We start from the raw sequence: 25,605 nt of genomic DNA on the forward strand, positions 1-25,605 counted from the left end.
CGGTCGTGAGCCACATCGTCCTGGGAGTCGCCGGAGGAATCGCCGCCTACAAGGCGTGTGAGGTCCTCCGGCGTCTTCGCGAGTCCGGCCACGAGATCACGGTCGTCCCCACACCGAACGCGCTGCAGTTCGTGGGGGAGACCACCTGGGCCGCCCTGTCGGGCCGTCCCGTCCACACCGGCGTGTTCGACGCCGTCACCGAGGTGCCGCACGTCCGGATCGGACAATCCGCCGACCTCGTCGTCGTCGCCCCCGCCACCGCCGACCTGCTCGCGCGAGCGGCGTCCGGCCGGGCGGACGACCTCCTGACCAACGTCCTGCTCACCGCGCGCTGTCCGGTGCTGATGGTGCCGGCGATGCACACCGAGATGTGGGAGCACGCGGCCACGCGGGCGAACGTCGCGACCCTCCGCGAGCGCGGTGTCGTGGTGATGGATCCCGCCTCGGGCCGCCTCACCGGCGCCGACACCGGCCCGGGTCGCCTGCCCGAGGCCTTCGACATCGCCGGTGTCGCCACCTCGCTCCTGGACTCGCCCGAGACCGTCGCCGCCGTCCGCAGCCGCGACCTGTCGGGGCACCACGTGGTGGTGTCGGCCGGCGGCACCCACGAGGCGCTCGATCCCGTCCGCTTCCTCGGCAACGCCTCGTCGGGGCGTCAGGGCCTCGCCCTGGCCCAGGCGGCTTCGCTGCGCGGGGCCCGCGTGACGCTGGTGGCCGCGAACGTGGCGCTGGCGATCCCGAGCGGGGTCGACGTGGTGCGCGTCACCTCCACCGGCGATCTCGCCGAGGCCATGCGGCGCCTGCAGCCGGACGCCGATGCCATCGTCATGGCAGCCGCCCCGGCCGACTTCACGCCGGTGGCCCCTGCCGACGGCAAGATCAAGAAGCACGGCGACGGGGGCCTGACGCTGGAGCTGCGGCAGACCACCGACGTGCTGGCCACGATGAGCCACGACCGTCGGCGTGAACAGGTCATCGTCGGGTTCGCCGCCGAGACCGCCGCTGACGACGCCGAACTCCTGGACCTGGGGCGGAGCAAGCTGGCGCGCAAGGGCTGCGACCTGCTCGTCCTCAACAATGTGAGCGGTGGTGCGGTCTTCGGCCAGGAGACCAACGCCGTCACCATCATCGACGCCACCGGACCGGTGGCGAGCGCGAGCGGCGACAAGGCCGTCATCGCACACCGAATCTGGGACGCCGTCGTGGCGTCGAAGGGGGATCTGTGAGCCGTCTGTTCACGTCGGAATCCGTCACCGAGGGGCACCCGGACAAACTGGCGGACTCCGTCAGCGATGCCGTCCTCGATGCCCTGCTGGCGCAGGACGTCAACAGCCGTGTCGCGGTCGAGACCCTCGTGACCACCGGCACCGTCGTGGTCGCTGGCGAGGTCTCCACCTCGGCGTACGTCGACATCTCGAGCATCGCGCGCGAGCGCATCCTGGCCACGGGCTACGACCGTGCGGCCGCGTCCTTCGACGGCAAGAGCTGCGGCGTGCTGGTGTCGCTGGGCTCGCAGAGCCCCGACATCGCCCAAGGCGTGGACACGGCCGAGGAGGTGCGCGACGGGGTGGCCGTCGACGCCTTCGACCGTCAGGGCGCCGGCGACCAGGGCCTCATGTTCGGCTATGCCTGCACCGACACCCCGACCCTGATGCCGCTGCCCATCGACATCGCCCACCGACTGGCCGAGCGCCTCGCCGAGGTGCGCAAGTCGGGGGAGCTGGATTGGGTGCTGCCCGACGGCAAGACCCAGGTGACCATCGAGTACGAGGGTGACCGCGCGGTCAGGGTCGACACGGTCGTGGTGTCCACCCAGCACACCGAGGCCGCCTGGCGCGACGGTGTCGTCCGGGATGCCCTCGTCCGCCACGTCATCGACCCGGTGCTCGCCCGCTACGACATCTCGCACGAGGGCCGCAAGACCTACACCAACCCCACCGGCAAGTTCGTCATCGGCGGCCCCATGGGGGACGCCGGCGTCACGGGTCGCAAGATCATCGTCGACACCTACGGCGGCATGGCCCGCCACGGCGGTGGCGCCTTCTCCGGCAAGGACCCCTCCAAGGTCGACCGCTCCGCGGCGTACGCGATGCGGTGGGTGGCCAAGAACGTGGTGGCCGCGGGGCTGGCGACCCGGTGTGAGGTGCAGGTGGCCTACGCCATCGGACGCGCACACCCGGTGGGTCTGTACACGCAGTGCTTCGGCACCGAGACCGTGCCGGTCGAGCAGATCAACGACGCGATCAAGCAGGTCTTCGACCTCCGGCCCGCCGCGATCATCCATGACCTCGACCTGCTGCGCCCGATCTACTCGCGCATCACCAACTACGGCCACTTCGGCCGTGAGCTGGCCGAGATGACCTGGGAGCGCACGGACCGCGCCGCAGCGTTGCAGGCAGCCGTCCGCGGCTGACGCGCCCGCGGGCGGGGACTGTCTGCGCCCCGCCCTAGGATCGCCCCATGACCGCACCCGAGCCGACGCCGCCGCGCGTCGCTCGTGTCGCGGTGGATGTGCCCCTCCCGCACCTGGATCGCGTCTTCGACTACGCGGTCACCGACGCCCAGGCGGAGGCCGTGCGTCCCGGCGTGCGCGTCCGCGTGCGCTTCGCCGGCAAGCTGCGCGACGGCTGGGTGCTGGAGGTCGCCGACAGCAGCGAGCTCGATCGACTGGCACCCCTGGAACGGGTGACGTCCTCCGAGGTCGTCCTCACCGAACCCGTCGCCGGCCTGGTGCGCGCCGTGGCCGACCACTGGGGCGGCACGTTCTCCGACGTCGCCCGCCTGGCCATCCCGCCCCGGCACGCGGCATCGGAGGCCGCCGCCCGCCCCGAGCGGCCCGGCCCCGCTGCGGAGTCCTCTCCCGGCGTCCTGGCGGGCTTCCCCGGCGGGGAGCGCTACCTCGCCGGGCTGGCGGGCGGCGAAGCGCTCCGTGCCGCCTGGAGCCCGGTGCCCGTGGCCGACGGCCCGGGCGACTGGGCGGGCGGAGTCCTCGACGCGGTGGCCGCCGTGCTGGGTGCCGGTCGCGGTGTGCTGGTCGTCGTGCCGGACGCCGAGGCCCTGGCCGTCCTGGAGGCGCGCTGCACGGAGATCTTCGGCGGCGGCAGCTTCACGACGCTGTCGGCCGACCTCGGCCCCGCCGCGCGCTACCGGAACTTCCTGGCCGTGGCCCGGGGCGACGTGCGTCTCGTCCTGGGGACGCGCGCTGCCGTCTTCGCGCCGGTGCACGACCTCGGCCTGGTGGTCGTGTGGGACGAGGGGAACGACTCCCTCGCCGAACCGCGCGCCCCCTACCCGCATGCGCGTGAGGTCGCCGCGCTGCGGGCGAGCCGGGAACAGTGCGGTCTGTTGCTGGCCGGGTACGGCCGGTCGGCCGAGGTCCAGGCGCTCGTGGAGCGTGGTTGGCTGGTCTCCCTCGCCCATGAGGCCCGTGAGGTGCGCCGCCTCGCCCCGGCCGTCCGCATCGCCTCGGCCGACGAGCGCGCGGAGGATCGCGACCCGGCCGCCCGCGCGGCGCGCCTGCCGCGCGACGTCTTCGCCGCCATCCGGACGGGACTGACGTCGGGGCCGGTGCTGCTGCAGGTTCCCCGAGCCGGATACGCCCCCGGCATGGCCTGTCAGGCCTGCCGCACGCCGGCACGCTGCCCACGATGCGCCCACCCGTTGCGCGGCGAGCGTGCGCGCGAGGGCGATGGCGTGACCCTGGTGTGTGCCACCTGCGGCCCACTGGAGGGAGCGTGGCGATGCCCGGAGTGTGGGGACACCCACCTGCGGGCGCCGCGCGTCGGCGTCCGCAGGACGGCGGAGGAACTGGGCCGGGCCTTCCCCCGGGTGCGCGTGCTCCAGTCGTGGTCCGGGCACCTGCTGGACGCCGTCGACGGCGAACCCGCTCTGGTCCTGGCGACGCCCGGCGCCGAGCCGCGGGCCGAGGGCGGCTACGCGGCCGCGATCCTGATGGACACCGGGCTGCTGCTCGGGCGTCCCGACCTGCGCGCGGCCGAGGAGGCGCTCCGCCGCTGGTTGACCGTCTGCGCCCTCGTCCGTCCGGCCACCCGCGGAGGGACGGTCATGGCCGTGGGGGAGCGCGACGCCCGCGCGCTGCAGGCACTGGTCCGCCTTGACGTCGCCGGCTTCGCCGCCCGCGAGTACGCCGAGCGGGTCGAGACGCGGTTCCCGCCGGCGGCCCGCCTGGTCCAGTTCGACGGACCGGAGGGCGCCCTGGCCGAGGCCGAGGCGGCATGGCGTCCGGTGCCGGGGGCGGAGCCGTTCGGTCCCGTGCCGCTGGAGACGGTGGGCGACGGCGAGACCTGGCGACTGACCGTCCGATGCCCGCCCGTCCACGGCGACCGACTCGTCGCCGGCCTGCGCGCCATCGTCGCCGACCGGCTCTCCCGCAAGGCCCCCGGCGCGATGAGGCTCCAGGTCGACCCCTGGTGACGGCCACTGCCGCGGGGGGCGGGCATCGTAAGCTGTCGGGGTGCGCCTCGTCTTTGCCGGAACCCCTGCCGTCGCCCTGCCCTCCTTGGAGGCGCTGGTCGCCTCTGACCACGAGGTGGTGGCGGTGGTGACCCGTCCCGATGCCGCCCGCGGCCGCAGCAAGAAGCTGGTGCCCAGCGACGTGGGAGCCTGGGCCCAGGAGCGGGGGATCCCGGTGCTCAAGCCGGCGCACCCGCGCGACCCCGCGTTCGCGGACTCGCTCTCGGACCTCGCCCCGGACGCGTGTCCCGTCGTCGCCTACGGCGCGCTGGTCCCGCAGACCGTCCTCGACATCCCCAGGCACGGCTGGGTCAACCTGCACTTCTCGCTGTTGCCGCGCTGGCGCGGCGCCGCACCGGTGCAGCGGGCGATCATGGCCGGGGACGAGGTGACGGGAGCCACCACGTTCCGCCTCGTGCAGGAACTGGACGCCGGCCCGGTGTATCGGACCCTCACCCGCACGCTCGAGGGCACCGAGACCGCCGGCGCCCTCCTCGACAGCCTGGCCCACGCCGGTGCCCGGCTGCTGCTGGACACCCTCGACGACATCGCCGCCGGGGCCGAGCCGGCCCCCCAGATCGACCTCGAGCGCCTCACGGTGGCACCGAAGGTCATCGTGGAGGAAGCCCGGCTGGACTGGACGCGCCCCGCGATCGAGCTGGACCGCCGGATCCGCGGGTGCTCGCCCGACCCCATGGCCTGGACGATGGCGTCCCTCGACGGTGGCGACGAGGAGCGGTTCAAGGTGGGACTGGCCGCCCCCACGCTGGAGGAAGGTCTCACGCCGGGCGAGGTGCGGGTCGAGAGGCGCCGCGTCCTGGTCGGCACCGGCACGGACGCCCTGGAGCTCGTCCGCGTGCAGCCGCAGGGCAAGAAGGAGATGGCCGCCGCCGACTGGGGCCGGGGCCTGCACAGCACCGTCCGGTTCGTCTGATGAGCCCTGCACCAGGCTCCGGGAGCGGGGGCAACCGCAAGCTCCGGCGTCGGCGTCCGGACCGGCCGCGGCTGCTCGCGCACCGCATCCTCGGTGCGGTCACGCAGCAGGGCGCCTACGCGAACCTCGAGACCGCCCGCGTGCTCGGTGAGGCGAACCTGGAGGCCCGCGACGCCGGCTTCGTCACCGAGCTCGTCTCGGGGACCTGTCGGCTGCTCGGCACCTACGACCGGATCCTGGCCGCGGCGTCCGGCCGGGACGGCTTCGACCCGACCCTGGCGGACGCGCTGCGTCTGGGCGCCCACCAGCTCCTCTCCATGCGGGTGCCCCCGCACGCGGCGATCGCCGCCACGGTCGACCTCGCTGCAGCCGAGGTGGGGGAGAAGGTCGCCGGGCTGACCAACGCCGTCCTGCGGAAGGTGGCGGCGCACGACCTCGACGGTTGGGTGGCGGACCTGTCCCGGGACGAGGATGACCTGGGTGCGCTCGCCCTGCGCACCCACCATCCGCGCTGGATCGCCGCGGCGTACGTCGACCTCCTGGGCGACGAGGCGGAAGCCGCGCTCGCCGCCAACAACGTGCCGCCGGTGGCCACGCTCGTCATCCGGCCCGGTCTGGCCGAGGTCGCCGACCTGGACGGCGAGCCGACGAGGTACTCGCCCTTCGGCGCCCGCCGCGCGGGCAACCCCGGTGACGTCCCCGCCGTCCGTGCGGGGCGAGCCGGCGTCCAGGACGAGGGCAGCCAGTTGGTCGCCTGGGCCCTGGCCCGGACCGACGCGCCGGACGGTCCTTGGCTCGACCTCTGCGCCGGCCCCGGAGGCAAGGCGGCCCTGCTCGCCGGTCTCGCGCGTGGGGCGGGCCAGACCCTGCTGGCCTCCGAGCTGCAGCCGCACCGCGCCCAGCTGGTCGCGAACGCCCTGCGTGCCTACGAGGGCGAGCACGTGCCGGTGGTGATCGCGGCGGACGGCACCCGCCCGGCCTGGGCGGTCGCCCGCTTCGCCCGCGTCATGGCCGACGTGCCCTGCACCGGCCTGGGGGCGCTGCGGCGGCGTCCGGAATCGCGCTGGCGGCGGAGTCCGGACGACCTCGCGGCCCTCGTCCCGCTCCAGCGGCGGCTGTTGAACTCGGCGCTGGATTCGGTGGCTCCCGGCGGGGTCGTGGCCTACGTGACCTGTTCGCCGCACGTGGCCGAGACCCGCGGCGTCCTGGAGGCGGTGCTGGCGGAGCGCGACGACACCGAGGTACTGGACGCACCGGCCGCGTTGCCGGGGGTCCCGGCCGCGTCCTTGGGCCCCTACGTCCAGCTGTGGCCGCACCGGCATGGAACGGACGCCATGTTCCTGGCAACCCTGCGTCGGGTCTGACCTGCGCCGCTAGAGTCGACGCGTGGCGAACCGAATCCATCCCAGCATCCTGAACGCGAACCTGGCCGGCCTGGACGACGAGATCCGCCGGATCCCCAGTTCGCACGGCATCCACGTGGACGTGATGGACAACCACTTCGTGCCCAACCTGACCCTGGGCCTGCCCGTGGTCGAGTGCCTGCGGAACAACCACAAGGACGCGTTCCTCGACATCCACCTGATGATCGAGAACGCCGACGTCCACGCACCCGCCTACGCGGAGCTCGGCTGTGAGTCGGTGACCTTCCACCTGGAGGCCTCCAACGCCCCGATCCGAACCGCGCGCCAGATCCGCTCGCTCGGGTCGCGGGCGTCCATCGGACTGCGGCCCCAGACGCCCATCGAGCCGCTGGCCGACATCATCACCGAGTTCGACATGGTCCTGATCATGACCGTCGACCCGGGCTTCGGGGGGCAGACGTTCCTCGACGGGATGCTCGGCAAGATTCGTCGCACGCGCGAGATCGTCAGGAACTCCGGCCAGGAGATCTGGATCCAGGTCGACGGGGGCGTTTCCGAATCCACGATCGAGCGCGCGGTGGACGCCGGCGCCGACGTCTTCGTCGCCGGCTCGGCGGTCTTCAGGGCGGACGACCCGGACGCCATGGTCCGCTCGCTGGCCGAGATCGCCGACGCCCGCTGCTCGGGTCACTGAGGCCATCGTGGGCAAGCTCGCCAACCGCAGCCAGCGTCCCCTGCGGACGCCGAGTGCGCCCGGGGACGGACCCGTCTACCGGAGGTTGGCCATCTTGGCCGGTTGGGTGCTGCGCGCCACCAGCCGTGAGGTGTGGGACGACGCCCGCGCGCTCCCGCCGAACGGCGGCATGTTGCTGGTGAGCAATCACGTCTCCTACGCGGATGTGCTGGCCGTGGGCCGGTACATCATCTGGTCCGGGCGCTGGCCCCGCTACCTCGGGAAGGCCGAACTCTGGGGGATCCCCGTCGTGGGGTGGTTCACCCGCAAGTGTGGGCAGATCCCCGTCGTGCGCAACTCCGTGCAGGCCAGCGACGCCCTGGCGCCCGCGCAGGCCGCGTTGGAACGAGGGGAGTGCGTCGGCATCTATCCCGAGGGCGGTCGTACCCGGGACCCCGACCTGTGGCCCATGATGGCCCGGACGGGTGTCGCCCGGTTGGCCCTGGCCACCCAGGTGCCGGTCATCCCCACCGCCAACTGGGGCACGGATGCGATCATGCCCGGTCGCAAGCTGAGCATCCCTCGGTTCTTCCCGCGCAAGCCGGTCCGGGTCATCATGGGCGACCCGGTGGATCTGGCCGATCTCGCCGGGCGCACCGACGTCGAGGCCATGCGCATCGCGACCGAGCGCATCATGGACGCCATCACCTCGCTCGTCGAGCAGTTGCGCGGCGAGCAGCGCCCCGACGGGGTCTGGGATCCCCGCAAGGGCGAGCGCGTTCCGCGCCGGCCCGTGCGCTGACGGGGCGGGCACTCGGCACTCGGATCGGGGCGGGTCACCGAGCCGGCCCTCGCCCAGCACGGGGCCACCTGACCGGGGCTCTGCCACTCGGCCAGCGTTGCGACGCTGGTCGAGTGCATTCTCGCCAGTGGAGTGCGTGACTGCCGGCGAAGTGAGCAGCAGATCGAGCCAGCCAGCGGGTGCGGAGCCGATCGGTCCGGGTCGCCTGCCGCCTCAGGTGCCCAGTTCGCGGTAGCGCCGGGCCCGTGCGGCCCGACGCTCCTCGCGGGGCACCGCCATCACCCGGAGCAGTTCCTCGCGCAGGGCCGCGCCGAGCGCGCCGCAGAAGGCCTCGGCATCGGACGCCGGATCGTCCGGCTCCGGGACGACACGGTCAACGATCCCGGCCGCCAGCAGATCGACGGAACGGATCCCCTGCAGCGTGGCCACCTCGGCGGCGCGCTCGGTGGTCCTGTGCATGATCGCGGACGCCCCCTCGGGCGGGAGAGGCGCCAACCAGGCGTGCTGGCTGGCCAGGACCCGGTCGGCGGGGTTGAGGGCCAAAGCGATGCCGCCGGCCCCCTGGCCCATGAGCAGGCTCACGGTCGGGGTCGGCAGAGTCAACAGTTCGCTGAGCGTGCGGGCGATCTCGGGCGCGATGCCGCGTTCCTCGGCCTCCTTCGACAAGGCGGCACCAGGGGTGTCGATCACGCTCACCAGGGGCAGTCGCAGCTCGCGGGCCAGCCGGATCCCGCGCCGCACCTCGCGCAGGGCGGCCGGGCCGAGGGGCTCGTCCTGCCGCAAGCGGTCCTGGCCGACGACGACGCACGGGGCCTCACCGAAGCGGGCCAGCGCCAGCACCGAGCCCGGGTCCGACTCACCGTCGCCCGTGCCGTTCAGCATGGTCACGTCCGTGGCCGCCATCGCAAGCAGCTCACGGACGCCCGGTCGGTCGCCCCGCCGGGTCCGGAGCACCGACTCCCAGGCGGGCACGTCCGGCAGGAGGACGGGGGCTGCGTCGGCGGGTGCGACCGCGTTCGCTTCGGACGTGAGCCCGGTCTCGGTGCGGGCCAACAGCACGGTCAGCAGGCGATCGAGGGCCTCGCCCAGCGCCTCCGGCGGGCAGATCGCGTCGATGACGCCGCGCTCGGCGAGGTTGTCCGACAACTGCACCCCGGTGGGGAACGCCTCCCCGTACAACGCCTCGTAGACGCGCGGCCCCAGGAAGCCGACCAGGGCGCCCGGCTCCGCCAGCGTCACGTGGCCGAGCGACCCCCAGGAGGCGAAGACGCCGCCCATCGTGGGGTGGCGCAGGTAGACCAGGTAGGGGAGGTCCTCGGCCTTGTGCGCCATGACGGCGCCCGTGATCTTCACCATCTGCAGGAACGCGACGGTGCCTTCCTGCATGCGGGTGCCGCCGCCCACCGGGAACCCGATGACGGGCAGGCGCTCGGCCGTGGCTCGTTCGAGGGCGGCGGTGAGGCGGACGCCGGCGGCGATGCCGATCGAGCCGAGCAGGAAGGCCGGGTCGCCCGCGACCCAGGCGACACGGCGTCCACGGAGCATCCCCTCGCCGGCGAGGATGGACTCGTCGCGGCCGGTCCGCGCGCGGGCCGACTCCAACTCGGCTCGGTAGCCGGCGGTGATGGCGGGGTCGTCGACCGGCAACTCCCAGTGCACCACGTGGTCGAAGACGGTCGACAGCAGGTCGACAACGGACAGGCGTGCCATCGGTCCCCCAGGGGTCGTTTGCCCCGAGGGTAGCCCGCTCGGCGGGGACGGGCGACCCTCAGCGGCCGCGCCGGCGCAGGTAGCGCTCGAACTCGTAGGCGATCTCGTCGCCGGTGGCCTCGGCGGTGTCGTAACGCTGCTCGAGGCCGGCGACGTACTCCACGATGTCGGGGTCGTCGCCGACGAGCTCGTTGACCCGGGTCTCCCAGGTCGCCGCCATCTGCGGCAGGTCGTGCTCGTCCAGCGGAGCGTCGAGGAACTCGCCCACGCGGCGCAGCAGGGCCAGCGTCGCCTTCGGGTTGGGTGGCTCGGCCACGTAGTGGGGGACGGACGCCCACAGGCTGGTCGTCGTCAGGCCGGCGTCCCGACATGCCTGCGCGAGTGCGCCCACGATTCCGGTCGGCCCCTCGTAGTCCGTCCCGTCCTCCGACACCGGGACCCCCCGGCTGTGCGGGGCGTCCGCCAGCATGGCGCCCATGGCGATCACGCGCTCGGGGCGGATCGACCGGAAGGCCGAGACCAGCGCCGTGCAGAAGGCCTTCCACCGGAGGTTCGGTTCGGGGCCGTTGACCAGCACCAGGTCCTGCTCGGGCAGGTGGGCGACGAGGACCTCCGTGGTGGCCCACTGGACTGACCGCTCGCCGTTGTCCTGGCGCACGAGCACGGGCCTGTTCTCGGTCAGCACGTAGTAGTCGTCCGGATCGAGCTGGAAGGCGAACTCGGTCTCGTAGCTGTCGGTCAGATGGTCGATGACGCCGGTGGCGGCGTCACCGGCGTCGTTCCAGCCGCTGAAGGCGAACAACACGACCGGACGACGCAGGTCTGTCAGGCGCGTCGTAACCATGCGTGCCACCCTAGCGCGCCGTCGTCTCCCGCTCAGGAGGCGGGCCCGTTCCGGGCGGTGGTGAAGGGTCGCCTATTCTGTCTCGGTGACCCTAGACCTGAGAACAGCACTGTCCACCCGCGTCGTCGTCGCCGACGGGGGCATGGGGACGATGCTGCAGGGCTACGACCTCTCCGTCGAGGGTGACTTCGCCGGCCTCGAGGGCTGCAACGAGATCCTCAACGTCACCCGCCCCGATGTGGTCGAGGCCATCCACGCCGCCTACCTCGACGCCGGCGCCGACGCCGTCGAGACCAACACCTTCGGGGCCAACCTCGCCGCTCTGGGGGAGTACGACATCCCCGAGCGCATCGCCGAGCTGTCCGAGGCCGGCGCGCGCATCGCCCGCAGGGCCGCGGATGCGGCGTCCACCCCTGACCGGCCGCGTTGGGTCCTGGGCTCGATGGGCCCCGGCACGAAGCTGCCCAGCCTCGGGCACCTCCCGTACGCGACGATCCGCGACGGCTACCAGACCCAGGCCGCGGCGATGATCCGCGGCGGCGTGGATGCCTTCCAGGTCGAGACCTGCCAGGACCTGCTGCAGTCCAAGGCGGCGATCGTGGGCGCCAAGCGTGCCATGGCCGAAGCCGGTGTCGACCTGCCGATCCTGGTCAACGTGACGGTGGAGACCACCGGCACGATGCTGATGGGTTCCGAGATCGGTGCGGCGCTCACCGCGTTGGAGCCGCTCGGCGTCGACGTCATCGGGCTGAACTGCGCCACCGGGCCCACCGAGATGAGCGAGCACCTGCGGCACCTGTCCCGGTTCGCGAGGATCGGCGTCGCGTGCATGCCCAACGCCGGCCTTCCGGAGCTCACGAAGGATGGCGCCCACTACCCGCTCGGCCCGGAGGAGTTCACCGCCACCCTCACGCAGTACGTGGGTGAGTTCGGGCTGGCGCTCGTCGGTGGCTGCTGCGGCACCACGCCCGAGCACATCCGCCAACTCGCCGAGTCCGTGGGCGGTCGACCGCTCTCACCCCGCCGGCCGGAGGGTGTGGCGTCCGTCTCGAGCCTGTACGCCGAGACCCCGCTGCGGCAGGACACCTCCTACCTGAGCGTCGGTGAGCGCACCAACGCGAACGGTTCCAAGGCCTTCCGGGAGGCGATGCTCGCCGGCAAGTGGGACGAATGCGTCGACATCGCCAAGGGGCAGTCCCGTGAGGGCGCCCACCTGCTGGACCTGTGCACCGACTACGTCGGTCGCGACGGCACCGTTGACATGCGTGAGCTGGCGACCCGCCTGAACACGGCCGTGCCGCTGCCGATCATGCTCGACTCGACCGAGCCGGAGGTCATCGAGGCCGGCCTGGAATCCCTCGGTGGCCGCTGCGTCATCAACTCGGTCAACTACGAGGACGGCGACGGACCCACCAGCCGCTTCGCCCGCGTCATGCCGGTCGTCAAGGAGCACGGTGCCGCGGTGGTCGCCCTGACCATCGACGAGGAGGGCCAGGCCCGCACCGCCGACTGGAAGGTCCGGGTCGCCGAGCGACTCATCACGGACCTCACCGAGAACTGGGGCCTGCGGACGTCCGACATCATCGTCGACTGCCTGACCTTCCCCATCGGCACCGGCCAGGAGGAGACGCGCCGCGACGCGTTGGAGACGATCGAGGCGATCCGTCGCATCACCACGACGTATCCCGACGTGCAGACCACCCTGGGCGTCAGCAACGTGAGCTTCGGTCTCAACCCGGCCGCCCGCATCGTGCTGAACTCGGTGTTCCTCAACGAGTGCGTCGAGGCCGGCCTGAGCTCGGCGATCGTGCACCCGTCCAAGATCCTGCCGATGGCGCGGATCCCCGAGGAGCAGCGCGAGGTCGCCCTCGACATGGTCTACGACCGTCGTCGGGAGGGCTACGACCCGCTCTCCACCTTCCTCGAGTTGTTCGAGGGCGTGACGACCGCCGACGCCAAGGAGACGCGCGCCGCCGAACTGGCCGCCCTGCCGTTGTCGGAGCGACTCCAGCGCCGCATCGTGGACGCCGACGACAAGGGCCTGGTCGAGGACCTGGACGAAGCCCTGGCGTCCAAGCCCGCCCTCGACATCGTCAACGACGACCTCCTGGCCGGCATGAAGACGGTCGGCGAGCTCTTCGGTTCCGGGCAGATGCAGTTGCCGTTCGTCCTCGCCTCGGCCGAGGTGATGAAGAAGTCGGTCGCCCACCTCGAGCCGCACATGGAGAAGTCCGACACCGAGGGCAAGGGCACCATCGTCCTGGCCACGGTCAAGGGCGACGTCCACGACATCGGCAAGAACCTCGTCGACATCATCCTCACCAACAACGGCTACACCGTGGTCAACCTGGGCATCAAGCAGCCCGTCGGCACCATCATCGAGGCTGCCGTCGCGCACAACGCGGACGCCATCGGCATGTCCGGGCTGCTGGTGAAGTCGACCGTCGTGATGAAGGACAACCTTCTCGAGCTGAACGCCAAGGGCCTCATCGACAAGCCCGTCCTGTTGGGTGGCGCCGCGCTCACCCGGGCGTACGTCGAGCAGGATCTCAACTCCCTCTTCGAGGGCGAGGTCCGGTACGCCCGCGACGCGTTCGAGGGCCTCACCCTCATGGACCAGGTCATGGCCGTCAAGCGCGGTGAGCAGGAGGCGCTGCCCGCGCCCCGCGAGCGCAAGGTGAAGGCCCGGACCCGCCAGGAGGAGGTCGACCCCGACCTGTACGCCGACACCGCCCGCTCGGACGTTGCCCGGCGCATCGACGTGCCCACCCCGCCGTTCTGGGGCAGCCGCGTCGTCAAGGGCATCAAGTTGGCCGACGTGACCGGCTGGCTCGACCACCGGGCCACCTTCATGGGCCAGTGGGGCCTGCGCGGGACGCGCGGCAGCGCCGGTGGCGAGGGCACCACGTACGAGGAGCTCGTCGAGACCGAAGGGCTGCCGCGCCTGCGCGCCTGGCTCGACCGGATCGCCACGGACGGCCTGGCGGAGTTCGCGGTGACCTACGGGTACTGGCCGTGCCACTCCGAGGGCAACACCCTCATCATCGGGGACCCGGACGACCCGTCCCGCGAGCTCACCCGGTTCCTGTTCCCGCGGCAGTCGCGCGACAAGCGCCTCTGCCTGGCCGACTTCTTCCGGGATGCCGAGGAGGCCGCCGAGCTCGGCCCGGACGTCATCTCGTTCCAGTTGGTGACCATGGGATCCCGCGTGGCGGAGGAGACCTCCCGGCTCTTCGCCGAGCACGCCTACCGCGACTACCTCGAACTGCACGGGTTGTCGGTGCAGCTCACCGAGGCGCTCGCGGAGATGTGGCACGCCCGGGTCCGGGAGGATCTCGGGCTGACCGGCCAGGGCGACGCCGATGTGGACGCCATGATCCGCGACCAGGCCTACCGGGGCTCCCGGTACAGCTTCGGTTACCCGGCCTGCCCCGACCTGACGGATCGTGCCAAGCTGGTGGCGCTGCTGGAGCCCGAGCGCATCGGCGTGGTGCTGAGCGAGGAGTTGCAGCTGCACCCCGAGCAATCCACCGACGCACTCGTCGTCCACCACCCGGAGGCCAAGTACTTCAATGCCCGCTGACCTCACCCCCGGCGTCGACCTGCCGGTCGCCCTCCTGTGGGACTTCGACGGAACCCTCGTCGACTCCGAGAAGTCCTGGCACGCGGCCGAACGCCGCCTGGCCACCGAGTGGGGGGCGACCCTCACCCCCGCGGACCAGAAGTCGATGACGGGCCTGTCGCTGCGCGACAGTGCGCTCACCCTGATGCGGATCGCGGGGAGGACCGACGCCGATCCGGACGAGTACGCCCAGGTCCTGAACGACTACGCCCTGGAGGACATGCAACGTCAGGGCGTCGAGTTCCGTCCCGGCGCACGCGCGTTGCTGGACGCGGCCGCGGCGGCCGGCGTCCGTCAGGCGTTGGTCTCAGCCACGTTCGTCAGCGTGCTCGAGACCATCCTCGCGGGTCTGGACAGCCATCCCTACGAGGTGGTGGTCGGCGGCGACATGGTGACCGAGGGCAAGCCGGGACCCGAGCCGTACCTGGTGGCGGTGGGGCGGCTGGGTCTCGAGGTTCGTGACTGCCTGGCGCTGGAGGACTCCATCCCCGGTACCACCTCGGCGGAGCGCGCCGGGCTGGCGACCCTGGGCATCCCGTTCGAGCAGGAGATCGCCCCGGCGACCCGGCGCCGGCTCGTGTCGACCCTGTCGGGCCTGACGCTGGCCGAGGTGGGGGACCACTGGCGCGAGTTGCGCGATGCGTAGGGTCCTGGCCCTCCTCGCTGCCGCCGGCGTGCTGGTGGGCTGCACCGGCCTGCCGCCACGGGACCCCGCGCCTGCCGCCGACGCCCCCCTCGCGTCGGCGTCGCCCACGCCCCAGCCGAGGCCGTTCACCGTGACCACCACGGAGGCCCCGACGACCTTCGATCCGGCCGCCGCGACCACCGGCGCGGACGCGATCGTCGCGCTCAACGCGTTCAGCCGCCTCATGGTCGTGCACCCCCGGGTCGCCGAGCTCAAGCCCGACCTGGCCCGCGACTGCCTCTACACCTCCGCGACCACGTACGAGTGCGATCTCCCACCCGGCCTGACCTTTCACAACGGCCACGCGCTCACCGCGTCGGACGTGAAGTTCAGCATCGAACGGGCCTACCGCCTCAGCGTGCCCGGGAGCTCGATCCAGCTGTTCGACTCCCTGGAGCGGGTGGAGTTGGTCGACGACCAGACCGTCAGGTTCGTGCTCAAGTACGCCGACACGCAGTTCGGACACGCCCTGGCCACGCCCGCGGCGAGCATCGTGGACGAGGAACTGTACGACCCGGACGCGGTGCGCCCCACCGAGGCGCAGGTCGTCGGGTCGGGCCCCTATGAGCTCGTCACCACCGCGCCCGACCACCTCGTCTTCGAGCGGTTCCAGGATTACCGGGGCGCGCTGACCGGTGTCATCGAGGAGATTCGCCTGTCCTACGCCGCGGACTCGGCCGCCGCGGAGAAGGCCGTGGCCGACGGGACGACGGACGTGGTGTGGCGCAGCCTGTCGCCGTCCGCCCTCGAACGACTCAGGTCCGAGATGAACGCGAACCAGGGACGCACCCAGTCCGGTTTCACGCGCACCGACCTGCCCGGTGCGCGAGTCCAGAGGCTGGTGTTCCAGCCCTCCTCGCGGTTCCGCGACGACCCGGCGGTGCGTTCGGCCGTGGCCGTGGCCCTGCAGCCGGACCGCACGCTGACGTCCATCGTGCCCCCCGAGGTGGAGGGCTCGGTGGACTCCTTCCCCGCAGGCGGCTCGGGCGCCATGCCGGACCTGGGGGGCCAGCGGTTGCGGCTGACGCTCGGCTACCCGTCCCGGGCCCCCGGCGCGCGCGACCGTGCGGCGGTGCTGCGGGATCGGTTGGAGGTGAGCGCGGGCATGTCGGTCCAGCTGGTACCGGACGCCTCCGACACCGACCTCCTGCTCACCGACCGCCCGGCCTGGGTGAACACCGCCTACGGGTGGCTGCAGCTCTACGTCGACGATGCGCTGCCGGGCTCGCAGGCCAAGATCGACGGCCTCGTGCAGAGTGCCCGCGAGACGCCGGATCCCGCCACGCGCCTCGCGCTCCTCGCGGAGATCCAGCAACAGGCCGCGGTCGACCTCACCATCCTCCCCCTCTCGGTCGGGCCCGAGACGATGCTGCTCGGACCCGGCACCACCCTGCAGGGCCAACCCTTCGGCCCCGCCTGGCAACTCGGACTCTGGAGCCTGCGTGATTGATCCCGTCCACCCGAACACCACCGGTCCCCTCGCGGAGGGCGAGCGCGTGGTGCTGAGCGACGCCAAGGGCAAGCGGCACACCGTCAAGTTGCGTGCGGGGGGTGTGTTCCACACGACCAAGGGCGGCATCCCCCACGATGACCTCATCGGCGGGCCGGAGGGCGTCGTGGCCGTCTCGGTCGGCGGGGCGGAGTTCCTGGTGTTCCGACCGCTGCTCCACGACGTGATGGTGTCGATGCCCCGCCAAGCCGCGGTCATCTACCCCAAGGACGCCGCGCACATCCTCATGCAGACCGACATCTTCCCGGGCGCCCGCGTCCTCGAGGCGGGCGTCGGCTCGGGCGCCCTGTCGCTGGCGCTGTTGCGTGCGCTGGGTCCCACCGGACGCCTCTGGAGCTATGAGCGCCGTCCCGAGTTCGCCGAGGTCGCGCGCCGGAACGTTCGCACCTTCTACGGCGAGGAGCCGGAGACGTGGGAGGTCCGGCTGGGGGACCTCGCCGAGGTGATCGGGCCCGAGGAGGTGGATCGCGTGATCCTCGACATGCTCGCACCCTGGGATTGCATCGACGCCGTGTCCGAGCGGCTCGTCCCGGGTGGGGTCCTGTGCTGCTACGTGGCGACCGCCACGCAGTTGGGCCGGACCGCCGACACGCTCCGCACCCACGGCGGCTTCACCGAACCGGTCCTGAAGGAGTACACCGCGCGTGACTGGCACGCCGAGGGCCTGGCGATCCGGCCGGGGCACGCCACGTCCGGGCACACCGGGTTCCTGATGTTCAGCCGCCGCCTCGCGCCGGGGCACCAGGCCCCCCGCAAGAAGCGGCGGCCGGCACCGGGCGCGTACGGCGCCGACTACACCGGGCCGCGTCCCGCCGGGTTGGGCCTGCCCCTGTCGGAGCCGGCGGAGCCGGAGACACCCGAAGCCTGAGCCTGTGTCAGCGCCGGTGGCTAGGCTGCGAGCATGGATGGAGTCGTCAGCCCCGACGCCGAGCGCCGGCTCGAGATGGCCGAGCGGCGCCTCGCGCAGGCGCGCTCCGATGCTCGGGCGCTGGCCCAGCACAACGACAAGCTGAATGCCACGCTGCGTGAGGCGCGGGATCAGTTGCTCGCCCTGCGCGAGCAGGTGGCCGTGCTGGCGCTCCCGCCCCAGCAGTTCGGCCTCGTGGTGGGGCTCCCCGAGGCCGGGTTGGCGGACGTCCACGTGGGGGGCCGGTGGCTGCGCGCCGCAGTGGCCCCCGAGGTCGTCGACCTCGAGCGCCTGGCCGTGGGCGCGGGCGTCCTGGTGAACGAGGCCCACGTGGTCGTCGGGCTGGCCGAGCACCGGCCGGCCGGCGAGGTCGTCCGGGTGCGCGAACAGCTCGATGGCGCATCCGCCCTCGTCACGGGAGCCAACGACGAGGAGATCGTCGTGGCGCTGGCCTCCGGTCTGGCCGGTGCCGAACTCACACCGGGGGAGTCCCTCCTGGCCGATCGGCGCGCGTTGGTCGCCTGGGGGCGCGTCGACCGCACCGATGTGGAGGAACTCACCCTGGAGGAGGTGCCGGACGTCCAGTGGTCCGACATCGGCGGCCTCGAGGGGCAGATCGCCCAAGTCCGTGACGCGGTGGAGCTGCCGTTCCGGCACCGGGAACTGTTCACCGAGTTCGGGCTGGCCGCGCCGAAGGGCGTCCTGTTGTACGGTCCGCCGGGCTGTGGCAAGACGATGGTGGCCAAGGCGGTGGCGAACTCGGTGGGTTCGTCGTTCCTGAACATCAAGGGCCCCGAGCTGCTCAACAAGTACGTCGGGGAGACCGAGCGGCAGATCCGGCTCACGTTCGCCCGGGCCCGTGAGGTCGCCGAGGCCGGGCGTCCGGTCATCGTGTTCTTCGACGAGATGGATTCGCTCTTCCGCACGCGCGGCTCGGGCGTGAGCTCGGACGTCGAATCCACCATCGTCCCCCAGCTGCTGGCGGAGATCGACGGGGTGGAGTCCCTGGCCAACGTCATCGTGATCGGCGCCACCAACCGGGAGGACCTCATCGACCCGGCCATCCTGCGGCCCGGTCGCCTCGACGTGAAGATCCGCCTCGACCGTCCCTCCCGAGCGGGCGCGTCAGAGATCTTGGGGCTCTCGCTGACCGATGAGACGCCATGGAACGGGGAGGAGTCTGAGCGGGCGGGCGGTACCCAGGCCCTGCGCGCCTCCGTCATCGAGGACGCCGTCGCCGAGCTCTATGCCGAGAGCGACGACAACCGGTTCGTCGAGGTCACCTATGCCAGCGGCCAGCACGAAGTGCTCTACGTCGGCGACTTCGCCTCCGGCGCCATGCTCGCCAACATCGCTGCGCGGGCGAAGAAGGCGGCCATCAAGGAGCTGCTGGAGGGCGGGCAGCGCGGCGTCCGGAGATCCCACGTGCTCGCCGCGGTCAGGGCGGAGGTCACCCAGAACGAGGACCTGCCGAACACGACCAATCCCGACGACTGGGCGAAGTTGTCCGGGCGCCGAGGGGAGCGGATCGTCTTCATGCGGACCCTCGGCGGCGGGTCGTCCCAGGGGATCAGGGCCCTCGACACGTGAGGTGAGCGGTGCACGGGGCGGGCCGGCCGAGGTCGTCGGCTACTTCCCGGCGCTGCGCTTGGCGGGGTTCCCGGAACGACGCGGATCCTTCGCCCTGGCCCGTGCCGGCCGGCTGCGGCGCACGAGGTGGAGGACGGCGCGCCACCCGATGAGGAAGACCGCCAGGACGAGCATGGTCACGACAATGAACGCGAACTCCGCGGTGTCGCCCAACAGCAGGCGGAAGAGGATGCCGAGCACCACGGTCATGGCCCAGACGAAGACGCCGTTGAGCACCGTCGTGCCCCGGTGCCGCTTGAGCAGGAAGCCGATCCACGCCATCAGGGTGCCCGCCAGGAAGGGCAGCGCGGTGCGCTGGATGCCGTCGAGGTCGAGTGCCTCCGCGTGTGAGGCGCGTCCGATGATGGCGAACGCCAGAACCAGGAGCAGGTCGGCGATGATCGCAACGATGCGGCCCATGACACCCCTTACAGGTAGCTCGATGCCGGTCAGCGTAGCGGCCGGCTGACACAATGCCCGCATGCCGTTGCTCCTGGGGACCGAGACCGAGTACGGCATCGCGGCGCCCGGACGGCCTGATCTCGACGCCCACGCGCTGTCGGCGCTCGTCGTCGAGGCCTGCGGGGTGGCGGCCACGCCGGTGGTCGAGGACTCCCGTCACCGCATGCTGGGCAACGGCGCGCGCTTCTACGTCGACCACGCGCACCCTGAGTACTGCACGCCCGAGACGACCTCGCCCAGCGACGCCCTGACGTACGAGTTGGCGGGCGACCGCATCGTGGCCGAGGCCGCGGCGTCCGTGTCGGACGCCCTGGGGACGCCGGTCCGCGTCTTCAAGAACAACACCGACGGCAAGGGCCAGAGCTACGGCTATCACGAGAACTACCTGCTGCGCCGCTCGACCGCGTGGGAGGACGTCGCGGCCGCGTTGCCCGCCCTGTTGGTGACGCGGGTCGTCCTCGGTGGGGCCGGACGCGTCGGGCTGGGGCCGGCCTCGGAGCGGCCGGGATACCAACTGTCCCAGCGTGCCGACTTCTTCGAACGCGTCGTCGGCCTGGACACGACCCAGCGCCGGGGGATCGTCAACACCCGTGACGAACCGCACGCGCTACCGCGCGACTGGCGTCGGCTGCACGTCATCGCCGGGGATGCCACCCGTTCCCCGTTCGCCACCTGGCTCAAGCTCGGGGTGCTCGGGCTCAGCCTCGCCGCTCTGGAGGAAGGGATGCTCCCGACGGTCGGGCTGGCCGACCCGGTGGCAGCGTTCCGCACGGTCAGCCGCGACCTGACCCTGGCGACCCCGCTGCCGCTGGCGGACGGCCGCACTGCCACGGCCCGGGAGGTGCAAGGTGAGGTGTGGGCCGCGGCGGGCGCGTTCGCCGAGCGTGTGGAGTTCCCCGAGGCGGTGGCGATCCTGGCTGCATGGGCCTCGGTACTCGACGACCTCGACTCGCCGGACAGGCTCGCCGACCGGGTCGACTGGGCGGCCAAGCAGGCTTTGCTGGCGGGGTACCGGAGGCGTGACGGCCTCGCCTGGGACCATCCCAAGCTGGCCCAGGTGGACCTGGCCTGGGCCGAACTGGGGGAGTCCTCCATCGTGGCCAGGCTCCAGCGGGCCGGACGCCTCCGACCCGGCCCGGACCAGGAAGCGGTGGCGTCCGCCATGCTGGCCCCGCCCGCGGGAACCCGCGCGGTCACGCGCGGCCGGTGGATCACCGACCATGGCCACCACGTCGTGGCGGCCGGCTGGGACTCCCTCCTCGTGCGCGACACGGGGGGCTCTCTCCATCCGCTGCGGATGCCGGATCCCTTCGGCCACAGCGACCCTCCTCGCGGTCTGGGGGTCGATGGCCTCGTCCGGTGGCACTCCCGCGGCTGACACGCCGGTAGACTTGTCCGAGGCCACGACCGGGAGGGACCGATGAGCGAGCGCATCCAGCGTCAACGCGGCACGTCCACGCAGCGTGAGGACGTGACCGAGCCCCTCACGACGGCGCAGCACCAGGTCGAGGAGCTCGACGCCCTGCTCGACGAGATCGACCTCGTCCTGGAGTCGGACGCCGAGGAGTACGTCAGGGGATTCGTCCAAAAGGGTGGCCAGTGATCGAAGTCAACCTCAGCCCGGCCCTCGTGATCGGATCCGGGCTCGTCGGCGCCTCCGTCGCCATGGCGCTCACCCGGGCCGGGGTCGAGGTCCACCTGGAGGACAAGCACCGCTCCCACGCCCTCGTGGCCGCCTCCCGCGGTGCGGGGACGGTGGAACCCGTGGACCCGGACGCCGTCCGCCTGATCGTGGTCGCGACGCCGCCCCAGGCCCTGGCCGGGGTGATCTTCGAGTCGCTCCAACGCTTCCCGGACGCCACGATCACCGATGTGGGTTCGGTCAAGGGCGTCGTGCTGTCCGCGCTGCGCGCGACGGGTGCCGATCTGGCCCGCTACTGCGGCTCGCACCCGATGGCCGGCTCCCAGAAGGACGGCCCCCTCACCGCGCGCGCCGACCTCTTCGAGAACCGCACGTGGGTGATCACCCCGCACGACACCTCGGCGGCGCAATCGGTCCTGGTGGTCCGCAAGCTCGCCGAACTCTGCGGCGCCCGTCTCGCCACGATGGCGGCGCAACACCACGACGAGGCCGTCGGACAGGTGTCCCACGTGCCGCAGCTGATGAGCGCGCTGGTCGCCGGTGCACTGCTCGACCTGCCCGCCGAGCATCTCCGGCTCGCCGGCCAGGGGCTGCGCGACGTCACCCGCATCGCGGGCGGCGATCCCAAGCTGTGGCGGCAGATCATCTCCGCCAACCACCGTGCCCTGCGCATCGAGTTGCAGGAGTTGCACGCCGGCCTGGGACGGCTGATCGACGTGATCGACGACCCGGATGCGGTGGAGGCCTTCCTCGCCCGTGGGCGTGAGGGCACCCGCACGCTGCCCGGCAAGCACGGCTCCGTGCCGGCGGACTGGGCCGAGGTGGTCGTCGAGATCCCGGACGCCCCGGGATCGCTCGCGCGCCTGTTCGCGGACGTCGAGGCGGCCGGCGTCAACGTCGAGGACGTGAACATCGCCCACGACACCCACGCCGAGCGCGGCTGGTTGGCCCTGCACGTCGAGCGTGCGGCTGCCGCCCCCCTCACGGACGCCATGGTCGCGGCCGGCTGGACGGTGCGACCCACCGCTTGAGGCGAACCAGTGGCCCACCGGCCGGTAGACTGCCCCGGTGCCAGCCGACCGCCTCGTGATCGCCATCGATGGGCCCAGTGGGTCCGGGAAGTCGTCGACCGCCCGCGAGGTCGCACGGCGACTGGACCTGTCGTACCTCGACACGGGTGCCATGTACCGGGCCGTCGCCGTGGCGTTCCTCGATGCGGGGGTGAGCCCGGAGGACGGGCCGGGCGTCATCGCCGCCACCACCGGTGCCGCCATCGAGATCAGCCTCGATCCCGACGACCCGTGGGTGCGGGTCAACGGGCGGGATGTCACGCGCGACATCCGCGAGCCGCGCACGGCACGGAACGTGTCGGCGGTCTCGACCATCCCCGAGTGCCGGGCCGACCTCGTCCGGCGCCAGCGTGCCCTCATGGACGCCGATCCCCGCGGCTGCGTCGCCGAGGGCCGTGACATCACCACCGTCGTCTACCCGGACGCCGACCTGCGCCTGCTGCTGACCGCCGCCCCCGAGGTGCGGTTGGCCCGGCGCGGCGGTGAGATGGGCGGGCGCGTCGACCAGGACCAGTTGCGCGACCAGGTGCTGCGCCGGGACGCCGACGACTCCAAGCTGGTGGACTTCCAGACCGCAGCCGAGGGCGTCCAACACCTCGACACCTCCGACCTGTCGTTCGACGAGGTCGTCGACACCATCGTCGCCCTCGCCAAGGAGATCAAGTGACCCAGATCAAGCCAGTCCTCGCCGTCGTGGGGCGCCCCAACGTGGGCAAGTCCCAGATGGTGAACCGCATCATCGGACGCCGTGAGGCCGTCGTGCAGGACCTGCCCGGCGTGACCCGCGACCGGGTGAGCTACGACGCGTCCTGGAACGGGCGCGACTTCATCATCGTCGACACCGGCGGCTGGGTCAGTGACGCGGAAGGCATGGCGGCGCGTATCGCCGAGCAGGCCGAGTTGGCGATCGGGGCGGCGGACGCCGTCCTCTTCGTCGTGGACGCCACCGTCGGCGTCACCGACGAGGACGAGGCCGTGGTCCGCGTCCTGCGCCGTTCGGGCAAGCCGGTCGTCCTCGCCGCGAACAAGGTGGACGACCAGCGCCTCGAGGCCGAGGCCGCCGCGATGTGGAACCTCGGACTGGGTGAGCCGTTCCCCGTCTCCGCGCTGCACGGACGCGGCTCGGGTGACCTGCTGGACGCCGTCCTCGCCGCCCTGCCCGAGGCCCCCGCCGCCACGTACGACGAGGTCGGTGGACCCCGACGGATCGCGATCGTGGGCAAGCCCAACGTCGGGAAGAGTTCCCTGCTGAACAAGCTGTCCGGCCACCAGCGCTCCGTGGTGGACAACGCATCCGGCACGACCGTCGACCCGGTGGACGAGCTCGTCGAGCTGGGTGGCGAGGTGTACCGGTTCATCGACACGGCCGGCCTGCGCCGCCGCGTCAAGGAGGCGTCGGGCCACGAGTACTACGCCTCGTTGCGCACGCAACAGGCCGTCGAGCGGGCCGAGGTCTGCATCGTGGTCATCGACGCCTCGGAGACCATCTCGGACCAGGACCTCAAGATCCTGTCGATGGTCGAGGACGCCGGCAAGGCGATGGTGATCGCCTACAACAAGTGGGACCTCACCGACGACGAGCGGCGACGCTACCTCGAGCGGGAGATCGAGCGGGACATCCACGCCTTCGGGTGGGCGCCGCACGTCAACATCTCGGCGCTGACCGGCCGCAACGTCGACAAGCTCAAGAAGGCGGTGGACGCCGCCCTCGAGGGTTGGGAGACCCGTGTGTCGACCGGCAACCTCAACTCCTTCCTGGGACGCGTCGCCGCCGCCCACCCGCATCCGGTGCGCTCCGGCAAACAGCCCCGCATCCTCTTCGGGACCCAGGCCCAGAACTGCCCGCCGACCTTCGTGCTGTTCACCTCGGGCAAGTTCGACCCCCAGTACGAGCGCTTCGTGGAGCGTCGCCTGCGCGAGGAGTTCGGCTTCGTGGGCACGCCCGTCAACGTGGAGGTCCGAGCCCGAGAGAAGCGCAGCCGCTAGTGCAGCTGAGGTCCCTCTTCGCCGACACCCGCCCACTGCGGACACCGGCGTTCCGACGGCTGTGGGTGGCGAACATCATCACCGTGGTCGGCGCCCAGTTGACCGTGGTCGCCGTCCCGGCACAGATCTGGTCGCTCACGCACTCCTCGGCGATGGTCGGCCTCACCGGCCTGTTCGGCCTCGTGCCGCTGGTCGTGTTCGGGCTGTGGGGTGGGGCGCTGGCCGACCACATGGACCGCCGCACCCTGCTCATCGGCACGACGACCGGGCTCATCGTGACCTCGGGACTCTTCACGGTGCTGGCGGCGCGGGCGGACACCAACGTCTGGGCGTTGCTGACGGTCTTCGCCCTGCAGCAGGCCTTCTTCGCCATCAACCAGCCGGCACGCCAGGCGATCCTGCCCGCCCTCCTGCCGGCCAACCAGCTCGCCTCGGCCAACGCCCTGAGCATGACGGTCCTGTCGGCCGGAGCGATCGCCGGCCCCCTGGTGGGTGGTGCGCTGATTCCCGTGCTCGGCTTCGCCTGGCTGTACGGGATCGACACGCTCTTCCTGTTCGCGACGTTGTGGGCCGTGCTGGCACTGCCCCCGCTGCCCGTCCGGGGGGCGGCCACGAAGCCCCCGGGCCTGCGCAGCATCGTCGACGGGCTGGCCTACCTGCGGTTCCACCCGATCCTGATGATGTCCTTCGTGGTCGACCTCATCGCCATGGTGTTCGGCATGCCACGGGCGCTGTTCCCACAGATCGCGAACCTCGACTTCGGCGGACCGACCGAGGGCGGCCTGGCGTTCGCCCTGCTCTACGCGGCGATCCCGGCCGGCGCTGTCGTGGGCGGGGTGTTCAGCGGGTGGGTCTCCCGCGTCAGGCGCACCGGCGCGGCCGTCCTGTGGTGCATCGCCGCCTGGGGTGTCGCGATCGTGGTCTTCGGCGTGGCCGTCGGCCTGGCCCACCTCAACATCCCGGTCATGTTGGCCCTGGGTGTGGCGGCACTGGCTGCCGCGGGTGCCGCCGACATGGCCTCGGCCGCGTTCCGCCAGTCGATCCTGCTGGCCGCGGCCGACGACGCGGTACGAGGTCGGCTGCAGGGGATCTTCATCATCGTGGTGGTCGGGGGGCCGCGCATCGCCGATGTGGCGCACGGTGGTGCCGCCGCCATCGTCGGCACGGCCGGCGCCACCATCGGTGGGGGCGTCCTCGTCCTGGCCGGCCTCGCCATCGCCGCGATCGCCCACCCGGCCTTCGGCCGTTACCGCCTGCCGTCTGCAGCAGCGCCGGCCTCGGCCTGAGGGCTA

Annotated in this window: 21 protein-coding genes; 18 read left to right on the forward strand and 3 right to left on the reverse strand. The window is 72.1% G+C overall.

Annotation, left to right across the window (positions count from 1 at the left end; genetic code table 11):
• The first annotated feature begins 5 nt into the window (after positions 1-5).
• From coaBC to AC5YDA_RS03785, 7 genes are read left to right on the forward strand one after another with little or no spacing between them, the layout of a single operon-like run.
• Positions 6-1,226, forward strand: coding sequence for a bifunctional phosphopantothenoylcysteine decarboxylase/phosphopantothenate--cysteine ligase CoaBC (coaBC, locus tag AC5YDA_RS03755; RefSeq protein ID WP_496192751.1), 1,221 nt, complete (start codon positions 6-8; stop codon positions 1,224-1,226).
• Positions 1,223-2,413 (forward strand): methionine adenosyltransferase, encoded by a 1,191-nt coding sequence (gene metK / locus AC5YDA_RS03760; protein ID WP_496188674.1) that lies wholly within the window; start codon positions 1,223-1,225, stop codon positions 2,411-2,413. Before coaBC ends, metK begins: the two co-directional genes overlap by 4 nt.
• Positions 2,414-2,460: 47 nt before the next feature.
• Positions 2,461-4,434 (forward strand): primosomal protein N' family DNA-binding protein, encoded by a 1,974-nt coding sequence (locus tag AC5YDA_RS03765; protein WP_496188673.1) that lies wholly within the window; start codon positions 2,461-2,463, stop codon positions 4,432-4,434.
• A gap of 40 nt (positions 4,435-4,474) precedes the next feature.
• Positions 4,475-5,407, forward strand: a complete 933-nt coding sequence (gene fmt / locus AC5YDA_RS03770; protein ID WP_496192752.1) for a methionyl-tRNA formyltransferase — start codon at positions 4,475-4,477, stop codon at positions 5,405-5,407.
• A complete protein-coding gene (locus tag AC5YDA_RS03775; protein ID WP_496188671.1) occupies positions 5,407-6,771 on the forward strand; it encodes an RsmB/NOP family class I SAM-dependent RNA methyltransferase in 1,365 nt (454 codons plus the stop codon). The genes fmt and AC5YDA_RS03775 overlap by 1 nt, the downstream gene beginning before the upstream one ends.
• 22 nt (positions 6,772-6,793) lie before the next feature.
• Positions 6,794-7,465 (forward strand): ribulose-phosphate 3-epimerase, encoded by a 672-nt coding sequence (gene rpe, locus AC5YDA_RS03780; RefSeq protein WP_496188670.1) that lies wholly within the window; start codon positions 6,794-6,796, stop codon positions 7,463-7,465.
• 7 nt (positions 7,466-7,472) lie between these two features.
• Positions 7,473-8,246 carry a lysophospholipid acyltransferase family protein gene (locus AC5YDA_RS03785; protein WP_496188669.1) on the forward strand — a complete coding sequence of 258 codons (774 nt, stop codon included), beginning with the start codon at positions 7,473-7,475 and terminating at the stop codon, positions 8,244-8,246.
• 213 nt (positions 8,247-8,459) lie between these two features.
• On the opposite strand, the gene AC5YDA_RS03790 is transcribed toward AC5YDA_RS03785, so the two are convergent.
• Complete coding sequence (locus AC5YDA_RS03790; RefSeq protein WP_496192753.1) at positions 8,460-9,956, reverse strand: carboxyl transferase domain-containing protein; 1,497 nt, start codon at positions 9,954-9,956, stop codon at positions 8,460-8,462.
• 58 nt (positions 9,957-10,014) lie between these two features.
• Positions 10,015-10,800 (reverse strand): PAC2 family protein, encoded by a 786-nt coding sequence (locus tag AC5YDA_RS03795; RefSeq protein ID WP_496188667.1) that lies wholly within the window; start codon positions 10,798-10,800, stop codon positions 10,015-10,017.
• A gap of 85 nt (positions 10,801-10,885) precedes the next feature.
• On the opposite strand from AC5YDA_RS03795, the gene metH reads away from it, so the two are divergent.
• The 5 genes from metH to arc are packed head-to-tail and all read left to right on the forward strand — an operon-like array spanning position 10,886 to position 19,114.
• Positions 10,886-14,383 carry a methionine synthase gene (metH, locus tag AC5YDA_RS03800; protein ID WP_496188666.1) on the forward strand — a complete coding sequence of 1,166 codons (3,498 nt, stop codon included), beginning with the start codon at positions 10,886-10,888 and terminating at the stop codon, positions 14,381-14,383.
• A complete protein-coding gene (locus AC5YDA_RS03805; RefSeq protein WP_496188665.1) occupies positions 14,373-15,068 on the forward strand; it encodes an HAD family hydrolase in 696 nt (231 codons plus the stop codon). The genes metH and AC5YDA_RS03805 overlap by 11 nt, the downstream gene beginning before the upstream one ends.
• Positions 15,061-16,557, forward strand: a complete 1,497-nt coding sequence (locus tag AC5YDA_RS03810; protein ID WP_496188664.1) for an ABC transporter substrate-binding protein — start codon at positions 15,061-15,063, stop codon at positions 16,555-16,557. The genes AC5YDA_RS03805 and AC5YDA_RS03810 overlap by 8 nt, the downstream gene beginning before the upstream one ends.
• The gene (locus AC5YDA_RS03815; RefSeq protein WP_496188663.1) at positions 16,550-17,485 is read left to right on the forward strand and encodes a tRNA (adenine-N1)-methyltransferase; all 936 of its coding nucleotides are present in this window, start codon (positions 16,550-16,552) and stop codon (positions 17,483-17,485) included. Before AC5YDA_RS03810 ends, AC5YDA_RS03815 begins: the two co-directional genes overlap by 8 nt.
• A 33-nt stretch (positions 17,486-17,518) precedes the next feature.
• Complete coding sequence (arc, locus tag AC5YDA_RS03820; RefSeq protein ID WP_496188662.1) at positions 17,519-19,114, forward strand: proteasome ATPase; 1,596 nt, start codon at positions 17,519-17,521, stop codon at positions 19,112-19,114.
• Positions 19,115-19,153: 39 nt separating this feature from the next.
• Here the strand turns inward: arc and AC5YDA_RS03825 are convergent, their stop codons facing one another.
• Entirely contained in the window at positions 19,154-19,573 is a 420-nt protein-coding gene (locus tag AC5YDA_RS03825; RefSeq protein WP_496188661.1) for a DUF3054 domain-containing protein, read from the reverse strand.
• A 61-nt stretch (positions 19,574-19,634) separates the two neighbouring features.
• On the opposite strand from AC5YDA_RS03825, the gene AC5YDA_RS03830 reads away from it, so the two are divergent.
• Genes AC5YDA_RS03830 through AC5YDA_RS03855 form a run of 6 tightly spaced genes read left to right on the forward strand, consistent with a single transcriptional unit; the run spans position 19,635 to position 25,599 of the window.
• A complete protein-coding gene (locus AC5YDA_RS03830) occupies positions 19,635-20,993 on the forward strand; it encodes a proteasome accessory factor PafA2 family protein (RefSeq protein WP_496188660.1) in 1,359 nt (452 codons plus the stop codon).
• Between the two features lie 42 nt (positions 20,994-21,035).
• Positions 21,036-21,218, forward strand: a complete 183-nt coding sequence (locus AC5YDA_RS03835; protein WP_496188659.1) for a ubiquitin-like protein Pup — start codon at positions 21,036-21,038, stop codon at positions 21,216-21,218.
• Positions 21,215-22,288: a prephenate dehydrogenase gene (locus AC5YDA_RS03840; RefSeq protein ID WP_496188658.1), complete on the forward strand. Its 1,074-nt coding sequence runs from the start codon at positions 21,215-21,217 to the stop codon at positions 22,286-22,288. Before AC5YDA_RS03835 ends, AC5YDA_RS03840 begins: the two co-directional genes overlap by 4 nt.
• Positions 22,289-22,325: 37 nt before the next feature.
• Positions 22,326-22,994 (forward strand): (d)CMP kinase, encoded by a 669-nt coding sequence (gene cmk / locus AC5YDA_RS03845; protein ID WP_496188657.1) that lies wholly within the window; start codon positions 22,326-22,328, stop codon positions 22,992-22,994.
• On the forward strand, positions 22,991-24,313 hold the full coding sequence (gene der / locus AC5YDA_RS03850) for a ribosome biogenesis GTPase Der (protein WP_496188656.1): 1,323 nt from the start codon (positions 22,991-22,993) through the stop codon (positions 24,311-24,313). Before cmk ends, der begins: the two co-directional genes overlap by 4 nt.
• Positions 24,313-25,599, forward strand: a complete 1,287-nt coding sequence (locus AC5YDA_RS03855) for an MFS transporter (RefSeq protein ID WP_496188655.1) — start codon at positions 24,313-24,315, stop codon at positions 25,597-25,599. The genes der and AC5YDA_RS03855 overlap by 1 nt, the downstream gene beginning before the upstream one ends.
• Positions 25,600-25,605 lie beyond the last annotated feature (6 nt).

The sequence above is a fragment of the Propioniciclava sp. LT294 genome, assembly GCF_059516005.1.